Below are 15,918 nucleotides of genomic sequence, written 5' to 3' on the forward strand. Positions count from 1 at the left end.
CTCTACAGCAGGTCAGGCCCCAAGAGCGAACTCACTCACAGCGACGGGACGCTCACGGCGCGGCGGCGTCCACCGCCTTGATGATCCGTTTGTCGGAGACGGGGTACGCCGTGCCCAGCGCGTGCGCGAAGTAGCTCACCCGCAGCTCCTCGATCATCCAGCGGATGTCCCGCGCGGCCTGCGGCACCGGCCGCCCCGGCGGGAACTGTTCGAGCAGCCACAGGTACTCGTCCCGCATCTCGTGCACCTTCGCCATCCGCGTGCGGTCCCGCTCCACGTTGTGCGGGAGCTGCTGGAGGCGCCGGTCGGCGGCGATCAGGTAGCGCATCAGGTCGGGCAGCCGCCCGGCGCCGTGCTCGGTCACGAACCCCGGCTTGATCATCTCGCCGAGCTGTTCGCGCACGTCCGCGACGGAGTCGGCCAGCACGGGGCTGGTCGTCGCCCGCAGGCGGCCCTCGCACGCGTGCCAGGCCGCCAGTACCTCCTGGGTCTGGCGGACCGTCCGCAAGGTGGCGTCCACCAGGTCGGCCCGCACGGCGTCGAACAGCTTGCGGAAGCCCTCCTCGTCCCAGGCGGGGCCGCCGTGGGCGGCCACCAGCTGGTCCACGGTGGCGGCGACGCAGTCCTCGAACAGGGCCTGCACGCTGCCGTGCGGGGAGCGCGAAAGCGCCAGCTTCTGCTGGTTGTTCAGCTTCGACTGGGCGTACTTGGCGGGGTCGGAAGGGAGGTTGAGCAGGATGAGGCGGCGGGTGCCGTGCCACATCGCCCTGCGCTGCTCCGCCTCGGTGTCGAACAGCCGGACCGCCACCGAGGCGCCCTCGTCCGCGAGCGCCGGGTACGCCTTGACGGGCTGGCCCGCGCGCCGCGTCTCGAAAGTGCGGGGGAGGGTGCCGACGGTCCAACTGGTGAGCCCGGTGCGCTGGAGGGAGCCGGCCGGCTCCGCCGCCCCGCCGGCCGCTCCGGAAGCTCCCCCGGGGCCGCCACGGGACCTCTTGTGCGCCTTGTGGGCCGCCGCCCGCGCCGAGGACTCGAACGCCTTCGACAGCGCCGTCCGCGTCTGCGCCCTGAGCCGTACCTGGAGTTCCTCGACGTCCTTGCTCTCGGCGAGCTTGCGGCGCCGCTCGTCCGTCACCCGGAAAGTGATCCTGAGGTGGTCGGGAACCTTCGCCCAGTCGAAGTCCTGGGCGGAGACGGGCACCCCCACCATCCGCTGCAGCTCCCGCGCCAGCGTGTACGTCAGCGGCTCCTGGCCCGGGGCGGCCCGGCGCAGGAACTCCTTGGCGTAGTTGGGCGCGGGCACGTAGTGCCGGCGGACCGCCTTGGGCAGCGAGCGGATCAGCTCGGTGACCAGGTCCTCGCGCAGGCCCGGGATCTGCCAGTCGAAGCCCTCGGCCGTCACCTGGTTGAGCACCTGGAGCGGGATGTGCACGGTGACGCCGTCCGCGTCGGCACCCGGCTCGAACTGGTAGGTCACCGGCAGTGCCAGCCCGCCCTGCCGCCACACGTCCGGGTAGTCGGAGGCGGAGATCTCCTCGGCCCGGTCGCTGATGAGCATCGACTTCTCGAAGTTGAGCAGGTCGGGCTCTTCGCGCCGCTTCTTCTTCCACCAGGAGTCGAAGTGCGCGCCGGAGACGACGTGTTCGGGCACGCGCTGGTCGTAGAAGTCGTACAGCGTCTCGTCGTCGACGAGGATGTCGCGGCGCCGGGCGCGGTGCTCCAGCTCCTCCACCTCGTCCAGCAGCTTGCGGTTGTCGCGGAAGAACTGGTGGTGGGTGCGCCAGTCGCCCTCCACCAGCGCGTTGCGGAGGAACAGGTCGCGCGAGGTCTCCGGGTCGATCCGGCCGTAGTTGACCTTCCGCTGGGCGACGATCGGCACCCCGTACAGCGTCACCCGCTCGTACGCCATCACCGCCGCCTGCTTCTGCTCCCAGTGCGGCTCGCTGTAGGTGCGCTTGACCAGGTGCTGGGCGAGCGGCTCGATCCACTCCGGCTCGATCTTCGCGTTGACCCGCGCCCACAGCCGCGAGGTCTCCACGAGCTCCGCCGACATCACCCAGCGCGGCGGCTTCCTGAACAGCGCGGAGCCGGGGAAGACGGCGAACTTGGCGCCCCGCGCCCCCAGGTACTCGTTCTTGTCGGTGTCCTTCAGGCCGATGTGTGACAGCAGGCCCGCGAGCAGCGACTGGTGCACCGCGTCCGGCGACGCCTCCTGGCCGTCCGGCTCGCCCAGCCGGATCTTCATCGTCCTGGCGACCTGCCGCAGCTGGCTGTAGATGTCCTGCCATTCGCGTATCCGCAGGTAGTTGAGGAACTCCGCCTTGCACATGCGGCGGAACGCGGAGGAGGACAGCTCCCGCTGCTGCTCGCGCACATAGCGCCACAGGTTGAGCAACGCCATGAAGTCGCTGCTCTCGTCCTTGAACCGGGCGTGCTGCTGGTCGGCCTGCTGCTGCTTGTCGGCGGGGCGTTCGCGCGGGTCCTGGATGGAGAGCGCCGCCGCGATCACCATCACCTCGTGCACGCAGCCGTTCTTGTCGGCCTCCAGCACCATGCGGGCCAGCCGCGGGTCGACGGGCAGCTGGGCCAGGCTGCGGCCCGTCCTCGTCAGCCTCCGCGTCCCGTCCTGCTGGATGTCCAGCGCGCCCAGCTCCTCCAGCAGCTGCACGCCCGCCTTGATGCTGCGGTGGTCCGGCGGGTCGATGAAGGGGAACTTCTCGATGTCCCCCAGGCCGGCCGCCGTCATCTGGAGGATGACGGAGGCGAGGTTGGTGCGCAGGATCTCCGGGTCGGTGAACTCCGGCCGGGAGAGGAAGTCCTCCTCCGAGTACAGCCGGATGCAGATGCCCTCCGACGTACGGCCGGAGCGGCCCTTGCGCTGGTTGGCGCTCGCCTGGCTGATGGGCTCGATCGGCAGCCGCTGCACCTTGGTGCGGTGGCTGTAGCGCGAGATGCGGGCCGTGCCGGGGTCGATGACGTACTTGATGCCCGGGACGGTCAGCGACGTCTCCGCCACGTTGGTCGCCAGCACGATGCGGCGGCCGGTGTGCGGCTGGAAGACGCGGTGCTGCTCGGCGTGCGAGAGCCGTGCGTACAGGGGCAGGATCTCCACGTCCCCGCGGCCCGGCTGGTGGCCCTGGACGCGCTTGAACTTCTTCTCCAGCGCGTCCGCCGTGTCGCGGATCTCCCGCTCGCCGGAGAGGAACACCAGGATGTCGCCCGGCCCCTCGGCGTGCAGCTCGTCCACCGCGTCCAAGATCGCGGTCACCTGGTCGCGGTCCGGAGCCGCGGAAGGCTCCTCGTCCTCCTCCAGCAGCGGCCGGTAGCGCACCTGAACCGGATACGTCCGCCCGCTGACCTCGACGATCGGCGCGTCACCGAAGTGCCGGGAGAACCGCTCCGGGTCGATCGTCGCCGAGGTGATGATCACCTTCAGGTCGGGCCGCTTCGGCAGCAGCTGCGCGAGGTAGCCGAGCAGGAAGTCGATGTTCAGCGAGCGCTCGTGCGCCTCGTCGATGATGATCGTGTCGTACTGGCGCAGCTCGCGGTCCTGCTGGATCTCCGCCAGCAGGATGCCGTCGGTCATCAGCTTGACCAGCGTGTGGTCCTTCACCTGGTCGGTGAAGCGGACCTTCCAGCCGACGGCCTCGCCCAGCCGCGTCCCCAGCTCCTCCGCGACCCGCTCGGCGACCGTCCGCGCGGCGATACGGCGCGGCTGGGTGTGACCGATCACACCCTGGATGCCGCGGCCCAGCTCCATGCAGATCTTCGGTATCTGCGTCGTCTTGCCCGAGCCCGTCTCGCCCGCGACGATCACCACCTGGTGGTCGCGGACGGCTTCGAGGATCGCGTCCTTCTTCTGGCTGACGGGCAGCTGCTCGGGATACGTGATCCGCGGAAGCGCCTCGCGGCGGGCGGCCACCCGCAGCTCGGAGGCGTCCATCGCCGCGGAGATCTCGGCGAGGACCGAAGCGCGGGCCTCCTCCTTGCGGATCTTCCGGGCACCCGCCAGCCGGCGGGCCAGCCGGTGCTGGTCGCCCAGCATGAGGTCGGGGAGGCGGGCCGCCAGCTGGCGGGGGGAGGGGATGGAAGTCGACATACCGTGCCCAAGGATCGCACCCCGCGGGCCCGGGTGGCGAACGGTTTGCAACCGGGGCGAGGGGTTCCGCGTCGATCCCTGCGTGGGGACACGGGGGAACGACGGGAAAGCGGCGACGGGGACGAGCGCCGGGGCGACCGCGCGCCGCAGGCGGTGGACGCGGGCGCTCGTGCTGGTCTGCGTCCTCGCGCTGCTGCCCGCGACCTGGCTGCGGCTGTCCACCGACGGCCGCGTGAGGGCCGCGGACCGGGCCCCCGCGGCGCCGGTGGCCGTCGTCTTCGGCGCGGGCCTGCGGGACGGCGAGCCCTCCCCCTACCTGGCGCACCGCCTCGACACCGCCGCCGGCCTCTACCGCGCCGGCAAGGCCCGCGTGCTCCTCGTCTCCGGGGACAACAGCCGCCGCGACTACGACGAACCCGGCGCCATGCGCGCCTACCTCACCGCACACGGCGTCCCGGCGTCCCGCGTCGTCACGGACCACGCGGGCTTCGACACCTGGGACTCGTGCACCCGGGCGGCCCGCGTCTTCGGGGTGCGCCGGGCGCTGCTCGTCAGCCAGGACTACCACGTGCGCCGGGCCCTGGCGCTGTGCCGGGCGGCGGGCATCGACGCCACCGGCGTCCCGGTCGACGAGCCGCGGGACCTGACCTGGTTCGCCGGCGGGTTCCGGGAGCTGCCCGGCGCGGTGAAGGCGGCGTTCGACGCGGCGTTCACGCCCGACCCGCACCTTCTCGGCCCACGGGAGCGGGGGGTGGAGCGCGCCCTCGCGCGCTCCGCCGCGTCGCGCCCGGGGCCGCACCTCCACCGCACGACCCCCCTCGCCACCGCGCACACCCGGTGAAGCGCTCGTGAGGCACTCGTGAAACACCAGTGAAACACCCGTACGAAAGCGACAGGTACTCATGACAGCCACCCACGCCACCAGCCCCGAGGAAGAGGAACTCCGCGCCGCCGCCGGGCGGGGCGGGGCGGCGGACCAGCATGCCTTGGGCGAGTACCTCGTCGGCAGGGGACGGGTGGACGACGCCCTCCCCTGGCTGGAGGAGGCGGCCCGCGCCGGCGACGCGCGGGCCGCGCGGCTGCGGGCCGTCGCCGCCAAGGACCGGGGCCAGTACACGGTCGCCGAGCACTGGTACCGGACGGCGGCCGAACGGGACGGCGACTGCGCCTTCGGGCTCGCGGAGCTGCTGTGGGAGCGGCTCGACGACGAGGAGGGGGCCGCCGAGTGGTACGCGAAGGGGGCCGCCCTCGGCAGCGTGAAGTGCCGCACCAACGGCGCCCTGCTCCTGCTGAGCCAGGGCCGCAAGAGCGAGGCCGACGCGGAACTGGCCGAGGCGGCGCCCCACGACCATGTGGCCGCGCGCATCGAGGAACGGATGCACGAGCTGGGCGACCGGATCGACCACTACCGGTGGCGGATCTCCGAGCTGGCCGCACTGTGCGCGCTGCCGCCCGAGGAGCGCCCCGCCGGCATCGAGGAGCAGGTCGAGGAGTTCCTGGAGGACGACGAGGAGGTCGCGCCGTTCAGCGAACTGCACACCGACCCCGAGTGGTTCACCTCCTACCCGTCCTTCCTCCCGGACGCGGTCAAGGCGTACGAGGAGGCGCGGGCGCTCGGCAACCCGCGCACCGACCACTGGCACGCGCTCCTCCACTACAACCTGGACCGCTACCAGGACGCCTGCCGGGTCCTGGAGGAGGCCCTCACCCGCCACCCCGGCTCCCGGCTGCTGTCCCGCACCCTGAGCGCCGTCCACATCCGGTACGGCGAACTGGACGCGTACGAGACCTCCCTGCTGCTCAGCGCCGAGGCGGGCGACCCCGTCCAGCAGTGGCGGCTCGGCGGCTTCTACCGCGACCAGTGGCGGCTGCCCGAGGCCCGCCGCTGGCTGGAGGCCGCGAAGGAGGGCACCGGGGACGACGGCGACCCCCTCGAAGGCCCGGACGACGCCCTCACCGAGCTGGCGGAGGCGGAACGGTCCGCCCCACCCGTCCTCGACACCGAGGAGGAGGACCGGCTGCCCGCGCTGCGCGAGGCGGCCGGCTCCGGCGACCCGGCGGCCCACCTCGAACTCGGCCGCCTGATGCGGAAGCTGTGCCGCCACCAGGAGGCCGCACACCACTACAGGCGCGCCGCCGACGGATCCGCCGCCCTGGCGCCCACGGCCTCCTTCGAGCGGGGCCGCATGCTGCACGAGGAGTGCGGCGCCCAGGAGAAGGCCGTCGTACCCCTCTACCTGCCGGCCGCCCGCGAGGGCGACCTGGACGCGATCGAGGGACTGGGCGCGCTGTACGTCCGCATGGACCAGCCGGTCAAGGCGGAGCCGTGGCTGCGCAGGGCGGCCAGGTTCGGGCGCGCCGAGGCCGCGGGCTGGGTCGGCAACCGGGTCGGGGACGACTACGGCGACATGGAGGAGGCCGTCCGCTGGTGGGCGCGCGCCGCCAAGGGCGGGAAGGTCTGGTACGGCTGGCGCGCCGGCATGCGGCTCGTCCAGTGGAAGCGCCACGCGGAGGCGGAGGAGCTGCTGCGGCTCGCCTGGACGGGGCGCCGGGAGAAGGACCCGCTGCACGAGGCCGCCTACTGGCTGGGGCTCGCGCTGAAGGGGCAGGGGAAGACCGACGAGGCGGCCGAGTGGCTGCGCACCGCCTGCGAGGTCCACCACATCGTGCGGCTCGGCTACAGCGGCTTCATGCTCACCTCCCTCTTCGACCCGGCCATGGACCTGGCGACGCTGCTGGTGAACGACGTGGCGACGCCCGAAGCGGACCAGGAGGCCGAGGAACTGCTCGCCCCCGTACTGGAGAAGAGCCCGCGGCACCGCACCGCCCGCCACCTGCTGGCCCGCGTCGCGGAGCGCCGCGGGGACCTGGACGGGGCGCGCGGCCACATCGAGCAGGCGTACACCCCCGACGGCGAGGAGACGGGGCCGCTGATGACGGCCGACCAGATAGCGGGGGTGCTGCGCCGCGTCCTGGGATGAGGCGAGGGGCCGATGTGTCCCGTTAGGCTGACGCCATGAGCGGCGGCAGGCAGACGGCAGGCGGGTCCCAAAGGACCACCGCCCTGCTCGCGGGCCTGCTGGGCGTCGCGGGCCTGCTGCTGTTCGCCCTGTGCGGCGCCGCGCACGGTCCCGGGGCGGCCCTGCGCGGCCCTGGCGCCACCCACGACACCGGCGCCCCGCATGGTGCGGGCGCCGCACCTGCCGCCGGCGCCTCCTCGCCCCGTGCCGGGTCCGCTGGTGGTGCCGGGTCCGCCGGTGGTGCCGGGCCCGCTGGTGGTGCCGGGTTGTCCGCTCACCGCGTCGGCTTGTCCGGCAACGGTGCCGGGGTGTCCGGTCACGGTGCCGGGTCCGGGCAGCGGGCCGCCGCCTCCGTGTCGTACGACGCCCCTGCCGCTGGCTCCCCCGTCGCGAGCAGCGGTGACGAGGCGGGGCCCTCCCGCTGCCACAAGTCCCAGGGCGGGCGCGAGGTCCCCCCGGCGGCTCCCTCGACCGCCCAGCAACAGCTGCTGCCGCTGGCCCTGTCGGCCTGCCCGGTGCCCGAGTCGCACACCGCGATCGGCACCGCGCACGCGAGGCCGCCCGTGCGGGGACCCGCGCCCGCACCGCCCCCCACCCCCATCGACCTCTCCGTCCTGCGCGTATAGCGGCGCCGGCCGGCGCCGTGTGCCCGTACGCCCGCGTACGGCTCCGCGGCGGCCCCTGCCCACGCCACGCACACACGCACCGTCACCAGGACCAGGAGACGTCCGTATGCCTTCCCCTTCCCCCTCCCTCTCCTCTCCCTCCTCCCCTTCCACGTCCCAGCGGCGCCCCCGCAGGGGCGTCCTCATCGCGGCTCTCATCGCCGTCGCCGCGCTGCTGGCCGGCTGGCTGTCCCAGTACGCCGTGGGCGGCCGCTCCTCGGACGGCGGCGGGTCCGGCTCCGGCGGCGTCACCGCCGAGGGCCGGTCCGACAACACGGCGGCCGGCGACCCCGCGCTGATGAGGCTCGCACGCCGGGACGCCGACGACCCGTACGCGCGCGGCAAGGCCGACGCACCCGTCGTGATGATCGAGTACGCCGACTTCGGCTGCTCGTTCTGCGGCAAGTTCGCCCGCGACACCGAGCCGAAGCTGGTGAAGAAGTACGTCGAGGCGGGCGTCCTGCGCATCGAGTGGCGCAACTTCCCCGTCTTCGGCAAGGGCTCCGAGCGGGCGGCGCTCGCGGGCTGGGCCGCCGGCCGGCAGGGCCGGTTCTGGCAGTTCTACGAGGCCGTCTACGCCGACAAGGGCAACGAGAAGAACGCCTTCACCGACGCCCACCTGCGCGACCTGGCCCGGCAGGCGGGCGTGCGCGACCTCGACCGCTTCGACCGCGACCGCGCGGGCAAGGCCGCCAGGAAGCTGCTGGCCAGGGACAGCGCCGAGGCGTCCTCGCTCGGTGCCGCCGCCACCCCCGCCTTCCTGGTCAACGGGCAGCCCATCGCCGGCGCCCAGCCGGACGAGGTCTTCACCGACGCCGTCGAGCGCGCGGCGGCGGCGGCCAAGAAGTCCGGCGGCAGCGGGGACAAGTGATGGACGTCGGCTACCTGGCCGCCTTCCTCGGCGGCCTCCTCGCCCTGCTCAGCCCGTGCAGCGCCCTGCTGCTCCCCGCGTTCTTCGCGTACTCGATCGACACGGCGAGCCGGCTCGTGGCCCGCACCGGCATCTTCTACCTCGGCCTCGCCACGACCCTGGTGCCGCTGGGCGCCGCCGGCTCGTTCGCCGGGCGGCTCTTCTCCACCCACCGCGACCTGCTGGTGGCGGCGGGCGGCTGGCTGATCATCGCCCTCGGCGCCGCCCAGATCGTCGGCCTGGGCTTCGCGCCGCGCCGCCTGGCGGAGGCGTCCGGACGCATCCGCCCGACGACCGCCCTGTCCGTCTACGCCCTCGGCGCCGTCTACGGACTGGCCGGGTTCTGCGCGGGCCCCATCCTCGGCAGCGTGCTGACCGTCGCCGCCGTGAGCGGCAACCCCGTCTACGGCGGAGTACTGCTGGCGGTCTACGCCTTGGGCATGGCCGTCCCCCTGTTCGTGCTGGCCCTGCTGTGGGAGCGCTTCGAACTGGGGCGGCGCCGCTGGCTGCGGGGGAGGGAGGTGCGGATCGGCGGCCGGTTCCGGGTGCACACCACCTCGCTCCTCTCGGGCCTGTTCTTCGTCCTGCTGGGCACACTCTTCCTCGCCTTCGACGGCGCCGCGGGCCTGCCCGGCCTGACGGACGTGGACGGCGCCTTCGCCGCGGAGAACTGGGCCCGGCGGGTCGGGGACGCGGTGCCGGACGGGGCCCTGCTGGTGGTGCTGGCCGCGGCGGCCGGTCTCGTCGCCCTGGTCCGCACACTGAGGGCACGCCGCCGCACGCGTACGGACGGCTAGCGGGACACCACGTCGCGGGGAGGGCCGCCCGGTGCGGGCCGCCCGGTGCGGGCCGCCCGGTGCGGGCCGCCCGGTGCGGGCCGCTCGGTGCGGGCCACCCGAGCCGCCCTTGCCCGGAATGCGCGCTTTGCCCGCTTAGGCTGACGGTCATGAGCGAGGGCGTCAGCAACGGCGGTCACGGCGGTCACGGTGGTCACGGCCGGAGCGGTGGTCACGACGGTCACAGCCGGACCGGTGGTCACGGCGGGCATGGCGACAGCGGTGGTCATGGCGGCAGCGGCGGTCACGGTGAAAACGGTGGAGGCGGCGGTCACGGCGGAAGTGGTGGAGCCGGTGGTCGCGGCGAAAACGGCGGAGGCGGCGGTCGCGGCAGGCACCGCACCCGGCGCACCCCCTCCGACCTGTGGCGGGAGTTCCGCCACTCGCCGTTCCTCCCCGCGACCGTCCTCGCCCTGATCCTGGCCGCGGCCGCCGGCCTCTTCGCCGGCTCCTACACCTACGCCATGGCGAACCCCACCCCGCACCACGTCCCGGTCGCCGTCGTCGGCACACCCGAGACCGCCAAGGACCGCGACGCCTTCGTGGCGGGCATGGAGAAGGGGCTCGGCTCCTCCCTGAAGCTGCGCCACTTCCGTACGGAAGCGGGCGCGAAGCAGGCCATCGAGGCCCAGCAGGTGTTCGCGGTCCTGCGGGTGGAGCGCCCCGAGGGCGTCGAGCTGGACGTCTCCAGCGCCTCGGGTGCCTCCGTCGCGGAGCTGCTGGAGGAGGCGGGGCCGAAGGTCGGCAAGAAGATCGGCGTCCCCGTCCAGGTGCGGGACCTCAAGCCGCTGGCCAAGGGTGACCCGCGCGGCCTGGCGATCTTCTACATCTCCCTGGCCGCGGTCATCATCGGCTTCGTCGGCGCCATCCAGCTCAGCGTGCACGCGCGCGGCCTCAACCCGCCCGAGCGCATCGCCTTCACTGCCGGCTACGCGCTGCTGGGCGGCTTCGTCATCGCCGCGGTCGTCGACTGGGGACTGGGCGCCCTGAAGCTGCCCTTCGCCCACTCGTGGCTGATCCTGGCGCTGACGATGTTCGCCAGCGGCATGGTCTTCACCATGTTCAACACCCTCGTCGGCCGCTGGGCCATGGTGCCGACCTGGGGCCTGATGATCCTGCTGGGCAACCCGTCCTCCGGCGGCGCCGTCTCCTGGCCGCTGCTGCCCTCGGTCCTCGGCGCGATCGGCCGCTGGCTGCCCCCCGGCGCCTCCGTGAACGCCCAGCACACGGCGGTCTACTTCCCGGACCACCAGCTGCTCCAGCCGTACCTGGTCCTCGCCGGCTGGGCCCTGGTCTCCTGCACCGTCTTCTGGATCTGGCGCCACCGCCACCCCGGCGGCCGCGACCGCACCGCCGCCCACGCCGCCGCCCCGGGCTGACCCCGTCCCGGGTCCCGGGCTGTTGCCGTCCCGGCCCCGAGCACGACCGAGGCCCCGTCCCAGGGGGACGGGGCCTCGGTCACGCACTGTGGCTGGGGCCGGGGTCGAACCGGCGACCTTCCGCTTTTCAGGCGGACGCTCGTACCAACTGAGCTACCCAGCCCGGAGGTCCGGGGCGGGGCCCCGGTCGGGCGGCCGTCGAGAGCCGTGGCGTCTTGACGGCAGCGGTCCTGACGGGATTTGAACCCGCGGCCTCCACCTTGACAGGGTGGCGAGCACTCCAAACTGCTCCACAGGACCAAGCGTTCGTGCGAACTCCAGTCTCGCACAGTGCGACGTGTGCTCCCAACCGCTTTCGCGGGCTTCGCCGGGCTGCCCAGCGGGGGTGACGTCGCCGGAAAAGAGTAACAGACCCCAGGGGCTGCCCCGCACCACCGCTGCCTCGCCGCCTACCGCCGCCGCCGTACCGCCGCGACCCGGACGGACCGCCCCGACACGAAAGCCTCCGACCGGCGCTGTGGCAGGTCAGAGGCTTCGGAGGGTGGTGCGATGGTGCCCCCAACGGGATTCGAACCCGTGCTACCGCCTTGAAAGGGCGGCGTCCTGGGCCGCTAGACGATGAGGGCGGGCGGCCCGGCCGGGCGCTGAACAGCGCTTCGGCAGGCTTGGGCAGCATAGGGGATGGGCGGACCGTTCGCCAAAACATATTCGGGTGGCAACCGTCCCCGCGCACGCCTCCGGACGCCCGCCCATGCGCAGCGGCCCGCGCCCGGACCCGCCCGCGCGGGACCGGACGAACCGGACCACGAGGGCGACGAGGGCGACGAGGCTACGGGGACTACTGGGGGCTACGGGAGGAACGAGACCTACGGGGAGGCGGACGGGGGCCGGGAGGACTGGGGCGGGGAAGGGGAGCGGGACGACCGCGTCTGCGACTGCGACGGGGACGGGGACGGCCGGGGGGAGGAGCCCGGCCGGACGTCGTCGGGGAGGTGGCGGGCGACCTCCGCCTTGGACAGGCCCAGACCGCCGAGGGTGATCTCGTCCCACGCCTGGAGCCGGTCGCTGTCGCGGTCCAGGTAGAGCACGGAGGCCTGCACCTTGTCGGGCTTCTCGCCCTCCACGGCCCGCAGTCCGCTGCCGCCCGTGGAGCCCTGCACCATCAGCCGGGTGTCGTGCGGCAGCACCCTCGTCCTGCGGTTGTGGGTGTGACCGGCCAGCACCAGCGGGACCAGGCCGTCGGTCTGCTCGGCCAGCACCGGGTTGTGGCCGACGGCGATGTCCACCGGCGTCCCGGCGGCGCGTTGGGCCCGCAGTGTGCCGGCCAGCTTGCGGCCCTCGGCGCGCTCCGCTCGGTCCCCCTCGGGGGCGACCGAGCGGTCCGGGGTGAACTGCGGGTCGCCCCAGCCGGAGATCCGCAGCCCGGCCACGTTCACCGGCACCCCGGAGTCGAGCACGTGCACCCGCGCCCCGCGCCTCTCGCCCAGTTTCCCGACGGCCTTCTGGGTGGCGGCGGAGTCGTGGTTGCCGCGCACCCACACGTAGGGGGCGCCGAGGTCGGGTACGGGGTCGAGGAAGCCGTTCTCGGCGGCGGTGCCGTGGTCCATGGTGTCGCCGGTGTCGATGATCACATCGATGTCGTACTGCTCGACCAGGGAGCGGATGATGTGCCACGCGGCCGGGTTCAGATGGATGTCGGAGACGTGCAGCACCCGTGTCGTGGACGGATCCGGCTGGTACGCGGGGAGGGTGGAGGTGGCGTCGTAGAGCTTGGTGACGTTTGTCACCAGGCGGGCCAACTCCTTCTGGTACACGTCGAATTCCGTCGCGATGCTGCGGGCGTCGCCCACCACCTGCGGCGCGCTCGCCAGCAGCCCCGAGAACCTCGGCTCCAGCACCGACTTGGGGTTCCAGGTCGCGGCCGCCGTCGCGGCGCAGGCCACCAGCAGGGCGAGTGAGAGGCCGCCGGCTGCCAGGGCCCGGCGCGGGCGGCGGTAGACGGCCAGCGCGAGCGCGCCGGAGCCGGTCAGCACCGCGACGGCCGACCGCAGGCCGAGATCGAGCGCCCCCGACCGGACGTCCCCGGCGATCTCGTCCTCCAAGCCCTCGATCCGCTCCGGGTGGTTGACGAGCGCCGCTGAGCGCTCCTGGTCCAGCTGGTCGACGTCGACGTCCAGGCGCAGCGGCGCCGCGTGGCTGCGCAGCTCCAGGGCGCCCAGCGGGGAGATGTTCACCTTGGTGCCGCCGGTGAGGGAGGGGCGCAGCGTCATCGTCGTGTCGACGGGGCCGACCGGTGTGCGCACGTTCCCCACCACGAGGAGCCCCAGCCAGGCCCCCAGCAGCGTCACGGCGACGAGGCCGGCGGCACGCCGCCAGGCGCGGCGGCGGTCGCTCCCGGGGCGGGGTTCGCTCCCGGAGGGGGGCCCGCTCCCGGGGCGACGGCGGAGGCGGGTGGTGAGGCGCGCGGTGACGGGGGAGATCATGTGGGCGGTCACGTGGGCGGCGAGCCGCCGGTACCAGCCCCTCGCGGTGCGCGTCGGCTTGGTGGCATGGCTGGCCATGTCGGCCGGTATGCCCCTTGTGCGGGGTGCGTATGCGTGCCGTCCGGGGACTGTGCACAGCGCGTGTACGGCACACGGACGCGGTGCCGGGGGCGCTGGCCGACAATGGGCGAGTGCTGGAGATGACGCGTGAGGAGTTCGAGGAACTGGTCGCCGAGGCGCTCGACCGCATACCGCCCGAACTGACCAGACTCATGGACAACGTCGCGGTCTTCGTCGAGGACGAGCCCCCGGCGAGCGATCCCGAGCTGCTCGGGCTGTACGAGGGCACGCCGCTGACCGAGCGCGGCGAGTGGTACGCGGGCGTGCTCCCGGACCGCATCACCGTCTACCGGGGGCCGACCCTGCGGATGGTGGAGCGGGAGGCCGGGGGAGACCGGGAGGGAGTCGTGGAGGAGGTCGAGATCACCGTCGTGCACGATAACCCGTCGTACACCTCTCGGGACAGCTACCGCCTGATCGGGTGACGCCACAGGGCTTGTTATTAGCCCCAGCCCAGCGCGTGGAGCCGTTCGTCATCTATGCCGAAGTGGTGCGCCACCTCGTGAACGACCGTCGTGGCCACCTCGTGAACCACTTCGTCCCGGTCCTCGCACATGCGGAGCGTCGGCCCCATGTAGATCGTGATCCGGTCCGGCAGAACGCCCGCGTACCACTCGCCCCGCTCGGTGAGGGGCGTCCCCTCGTACAGGCCCAGTAGCTCCGGGTCATCGGCTGGAGGCTCGTCCTCGACGAACACGGCCACGTTGTCCATGATCCGTGTCAGCTCCGGAGGGATGGTGTCCAGCGCGTCGGACACCAGCTCTTCGAACGTCTCGCGCGTCATCTCCAGCACACGGCCATTGTCACCCGTCCTGAGAGCACGGACACGGGACACAGCAGCCCCGCCGTCCCTCCACGGGGCAGCGGGCGGCGGGGCGCTTACGCGGCGTCTCAGCCGGTCGGGTTCTGACAGCGCACCAGGAGTGTTCCGGTGCGGTTGCTGCCCTCCGGAGCGTCGATCACCCGGGCCTCTGCCCGGACGAAGCCGTGGGCGTGGAGCATGTCCACCCACACCTCCGGTTCGTAGTCCCAGCGCTTGACCACCAGCGGGTCCTCATCCTGTGGCCGGTTGATGTACGACGCCTGAGCGCCGTAGCACCCTTCGACCGGGGGCCGCTGGGAGAAGGCCAGGACGCCGCCGGGCTTCAGGCGGTCCCGCACGGCGGGAAGCAACGTACTCGGCTCGGTGAACCACACTGCGCCGAAGACGGAGAACACCGCGTCGAACCGTTCGCCGGTGTCGGTCAGGAAGTCCAGTGCGGCCCGCTGGTGGAACTCGATCCCCTCCAGGTCTCCCCATCGTTCCCGGGCGGCCTGGAGCTGGGCGGGGGACACATCGACGCCGACAGCGCGAGCGCCGAGTGTGGCGACGTGGGCGAGGTTCCCGCCCTTGCCGCATCCCAGATCCAGCACCGCCGTGCCGGGAGCGACAGTCAGCACTTCGGCCCCCGGCCCGTGATCGGGGAACTGCGTCCAGTTGAACCACGTGCGCTCACCAGCCGCGTTCGCCTCCCGTCGGGGCTCCTTGGAGCGTGAGTAGGTGTCCCATGCCTTGACGTCGGTCATGCGCTTCCGTCTCTTGTGTGCGGGGCGGGCGGCCCTCCGGAGCCTTGTGTCCGGACGGCCGCCCCTGATCGCCGTTCTGGTGTCAGTTGTTGCCGTTCGGGCTGTCGTAGCACCCGGCGTGGCACTGGTTGCAGTCCGCTACGTCCAGCTCCGGCCACAGCTCCGCGTCCACGACGTACCCGGCCGCCGTGATGGCGTCGATGGTGCGCGCGCGGACAGCCTTGGCCCCGCCATGGATGGCCGGGTCCAGGTACTCCGGGCGGTGGTGGATGAACCGGCCGAACGTCTGATCGCAGAATTCCGCGTACGCCTCGGTGTGCAGGATGAAGGCGTGCCAGAACTCATCCACGATCGGAGACGGGCTCAAGGGCTCGGCCGTTTGGGTTCCGGCTGCGAGGAAGGCCAGCATCTGGCCCACGCCGCGCTCTGCCAGCGAGGTGGACATGTCCGGGAACTTCTTCTGTACGTCCGCCGCCAGCAGTGCCCGGGTTTCGGGGTGCAGAAGCGTGCGGGCGTCGGTCACCGGGCGCTCTTGCACTACGGTCACGGTGGTACCTCCGTTGCGTCGGTGGTGCTCCGGTTCGCTCTCGCCGTCGGCTGGTGGAGCAGGGACGGCGGGAGCGGCCCACCCCCGGCCGGGACTTTCTTGGCGTGGGAGAACCGTCCGGTACGACCGGGCGGGGGTGGGGGTCTAGAGGCGTGGACCCCAGATGATCCATGCGGGAATCAGGAAGGCGGGCGCCACTAGGAGCCCTATGAACAGGCGCTGTTTCATGGGGAGTTCACTCCTGGGGCTCATTGCGCCAAGGGCGCTCGATGACTTCCCGGAAGTCCCTGTGGCTC

At 72.8% G+C, this 15,918-nt stretch carries 12 protein-coding genes and 3 tRNA genes; 7 read left to right on the top strand and 8 right to left on the bottom strand.

Features of this window, described 5'->3' with window-relative positions; all coding sequences use genetic code 11:
• Window positions 1-52: 52 nt before the first annotated feature.
• A complete protein-coding gene (gene hrpA, locus FM076_RS17715) occupies window positions 53-4,096 on the bottom strand; it encodes an ATP-dependent RNA helicase HrpA (protein ID WP_173871905.1) in 4,044 nt (1,347 codons plus the stop codon).
• A 169-nt stretch (window positions 4,097-4,265) separates the two neighbouring features.
• Here hrpA and FM076_RS17720 point away from each other — a divergent pair, with 169 nt between their 5' ends.
• The 6 genes from FM076_RS17720 (at window position 4,266) to FM076_RS17745 (ending at window position 10,906) form a co-directional block, all read left to right on the top strand.
• Window positions 4,266-4,937 (top strand): SanA/YdcF family protein, encoded by a 672-nt coding sequence (locus tag FM076_RS17720; protein WP_345945429.1) that lies wholly within the window; start codon window positions 4,266-4,268, stop codon window positions 4,935-4,937.
• A 61-nt stretch (window positions 4,938-4,998) separates the two neighbouring features.
• Window positions 4,999-7,077: an SEL1-like repeat protein gene (locus FM076_RS17725; RefSeq protein ID WP_173871909.1), complete on the top strand. Its 2,079-nt coding sequence runs from the start codon at window positions 4,999-5,001 to the stop codon at window positions 7,075-7,077.
• A gap of 35 nt (window positions 7,078-7,112) precedes the next feature.
• Window positions 7,113-7,742, top strand: coding sequence for a hypothetical protein (locus tag FM076_RS17730; protein WP_173871910.1), 630 nt, complete (start codon window positions 7,113-7,115; stop codon window positions 7,740-7,742).
• Between the two features lie 106 nt (window positions 7,743-7,848).
• Window positions 7,849-8,652 carry a DsbA family protein gene (locus FM076_RS17735; protein ID WP_173871912.1) on the top strand — a complete coding sequence of 268 codons (804 nt, stop codon included), beginning with the start codon at window positions 7,849-7,851 and terminating at the stop codon, window positions 8,650-8,652.
• Window positions 8,652-9,488: a cytochrome c biogenesis CcdA family protein gene (locus FM076_RS17740; RefSeq protein WP_173871914.1), complete on the top strand. Its 837-nt coding sequence runs from the start codon at window positions 8,652-8,654 to the stop codon at window positions 9,486-9,488. Before FM076_RS17735 ends, FM076_RS17740 begins: the two co-directional genes overlap by 1 nt.
• A 149-nt stretch (window positions 9,489-9,637) precedes the next feature.
• A complete protein-coding gene (locus FM076_RS17745; protein ID WP_243274548.1) occupies window positions 9,638-10,906 on the top strand; it encodes an ABC transporter permease in 1,269 nt (422 codons plus the stop codon).
• Window positions 10,907-10,995: 89 nt separating this feature from the next.
• Here FM076_RS17745 and FM076_RS17750 read toward each other — a convergent pair.
• The 4 genes from FM076_RS17750 to FM076_RS17765 form a co-directional block, all read right to left on the bottom strand.
• Window positions 10,996-11,069, bottom strand: a tRNA-Phe gene (locus tag FM076_RS17750).
• A 62-nt stretch (window positions 11,070-11,131) separates the two neighbouring features.
• Window positions 11,132-11,206: transfer RNA gene (locus FM076_RS17755), tRNA-Asp, on the bottom strand.
• 250 nt (window positions 11,207-11,456) lie between these two features.
• Window positions 11,457-11,532 (bottom strand) — tRNA-Glu (locus FM076_RS17760).
• Between the two features lie 240 nt (window positions 11,533-11,772).
• Entirely contained in the window at window positions 11,773-13,389 is a 1,617-nt protein-coding gene (locus tag FM076_RS17765) for a metallophosphoesterase (RefSeq protein ID WP_173874824.1), read from the bottom strand.
• A 200-nt stretch (window positions 13,390-13,589) separates the two neighbouring features.
• Here FM076_RS17765 and FM076_RS17770 point away from each other — a divergent pair, with 200 nt between their 5' ends.
• Window positions 13,590-13,934 (top strand): metallopeptidase family protein, encoded by a 345-nt coding sequence (locus tag FM076_RS17770; RefSeq protein WP_173874825.1) that lies wholly within the window; start codon window positions 13,590-13,592, stop codon window positions 13,932-13,934.
• Window positions 13,935-13,951: 17 nt separating this feature from the next.
• On the opposite strand, the gene FM076_RS17775 is transcribed toward FM076_RS17770, so the two are convergent.
• The 3 genes from FM076_RS17775 to FM076_RS17785 all read right to left on the bottom strand — a co-directional run bounded on the left by FM076_RS17775 (window position 13,952) and on the right by FM076_RS17785 (window position 15,622).
• Entirely contained in the window at window positions 13,952-14,302 is a 351-nt protein-coding gene (locus tag FM076_RS17775; RefSeq protein WP_173871916.1) for a metallopeptidase family protein, read from the bottom strand.
• A gap of 98 nt (window positions 14,303-14,400) precedes the next feature.
• A complete protein-coding gene (locus FM076_RS17780; RefSeq protein ID WP_173871917.1) occupies window positions 14,401-15,075 on the bottom strand; it encodes a class I SAM-dependent methyltransferase in 675 nt (224 codons plus the stop codon).
• A gap of 82 nt (window positions 15,076-15,157) precedes the next feature.
• Window positions 15,158-15,622, bottom strand: coding sequence for a glycine-rich domain-containing protein (locus FM076_RS17785; RefSeq protein ID WP_345945066.1), 465 nt, complete (start codon window positions 15,620-15,622; stop codon window positions 15,158-15,160).
• Between the last annotated feature and the right edge of the window lie 296 nt (window positions 15,623-15,918).

Source organism: Streptomyces albus subsp. chlorinus (assembly GCF_013302895.1).
GTDB lineage: Bacteria > Actinomycetota > Actinomycetes > Streptomycetales > Streptomycetaceae > Streptomyces > Streptomyces chlorinus.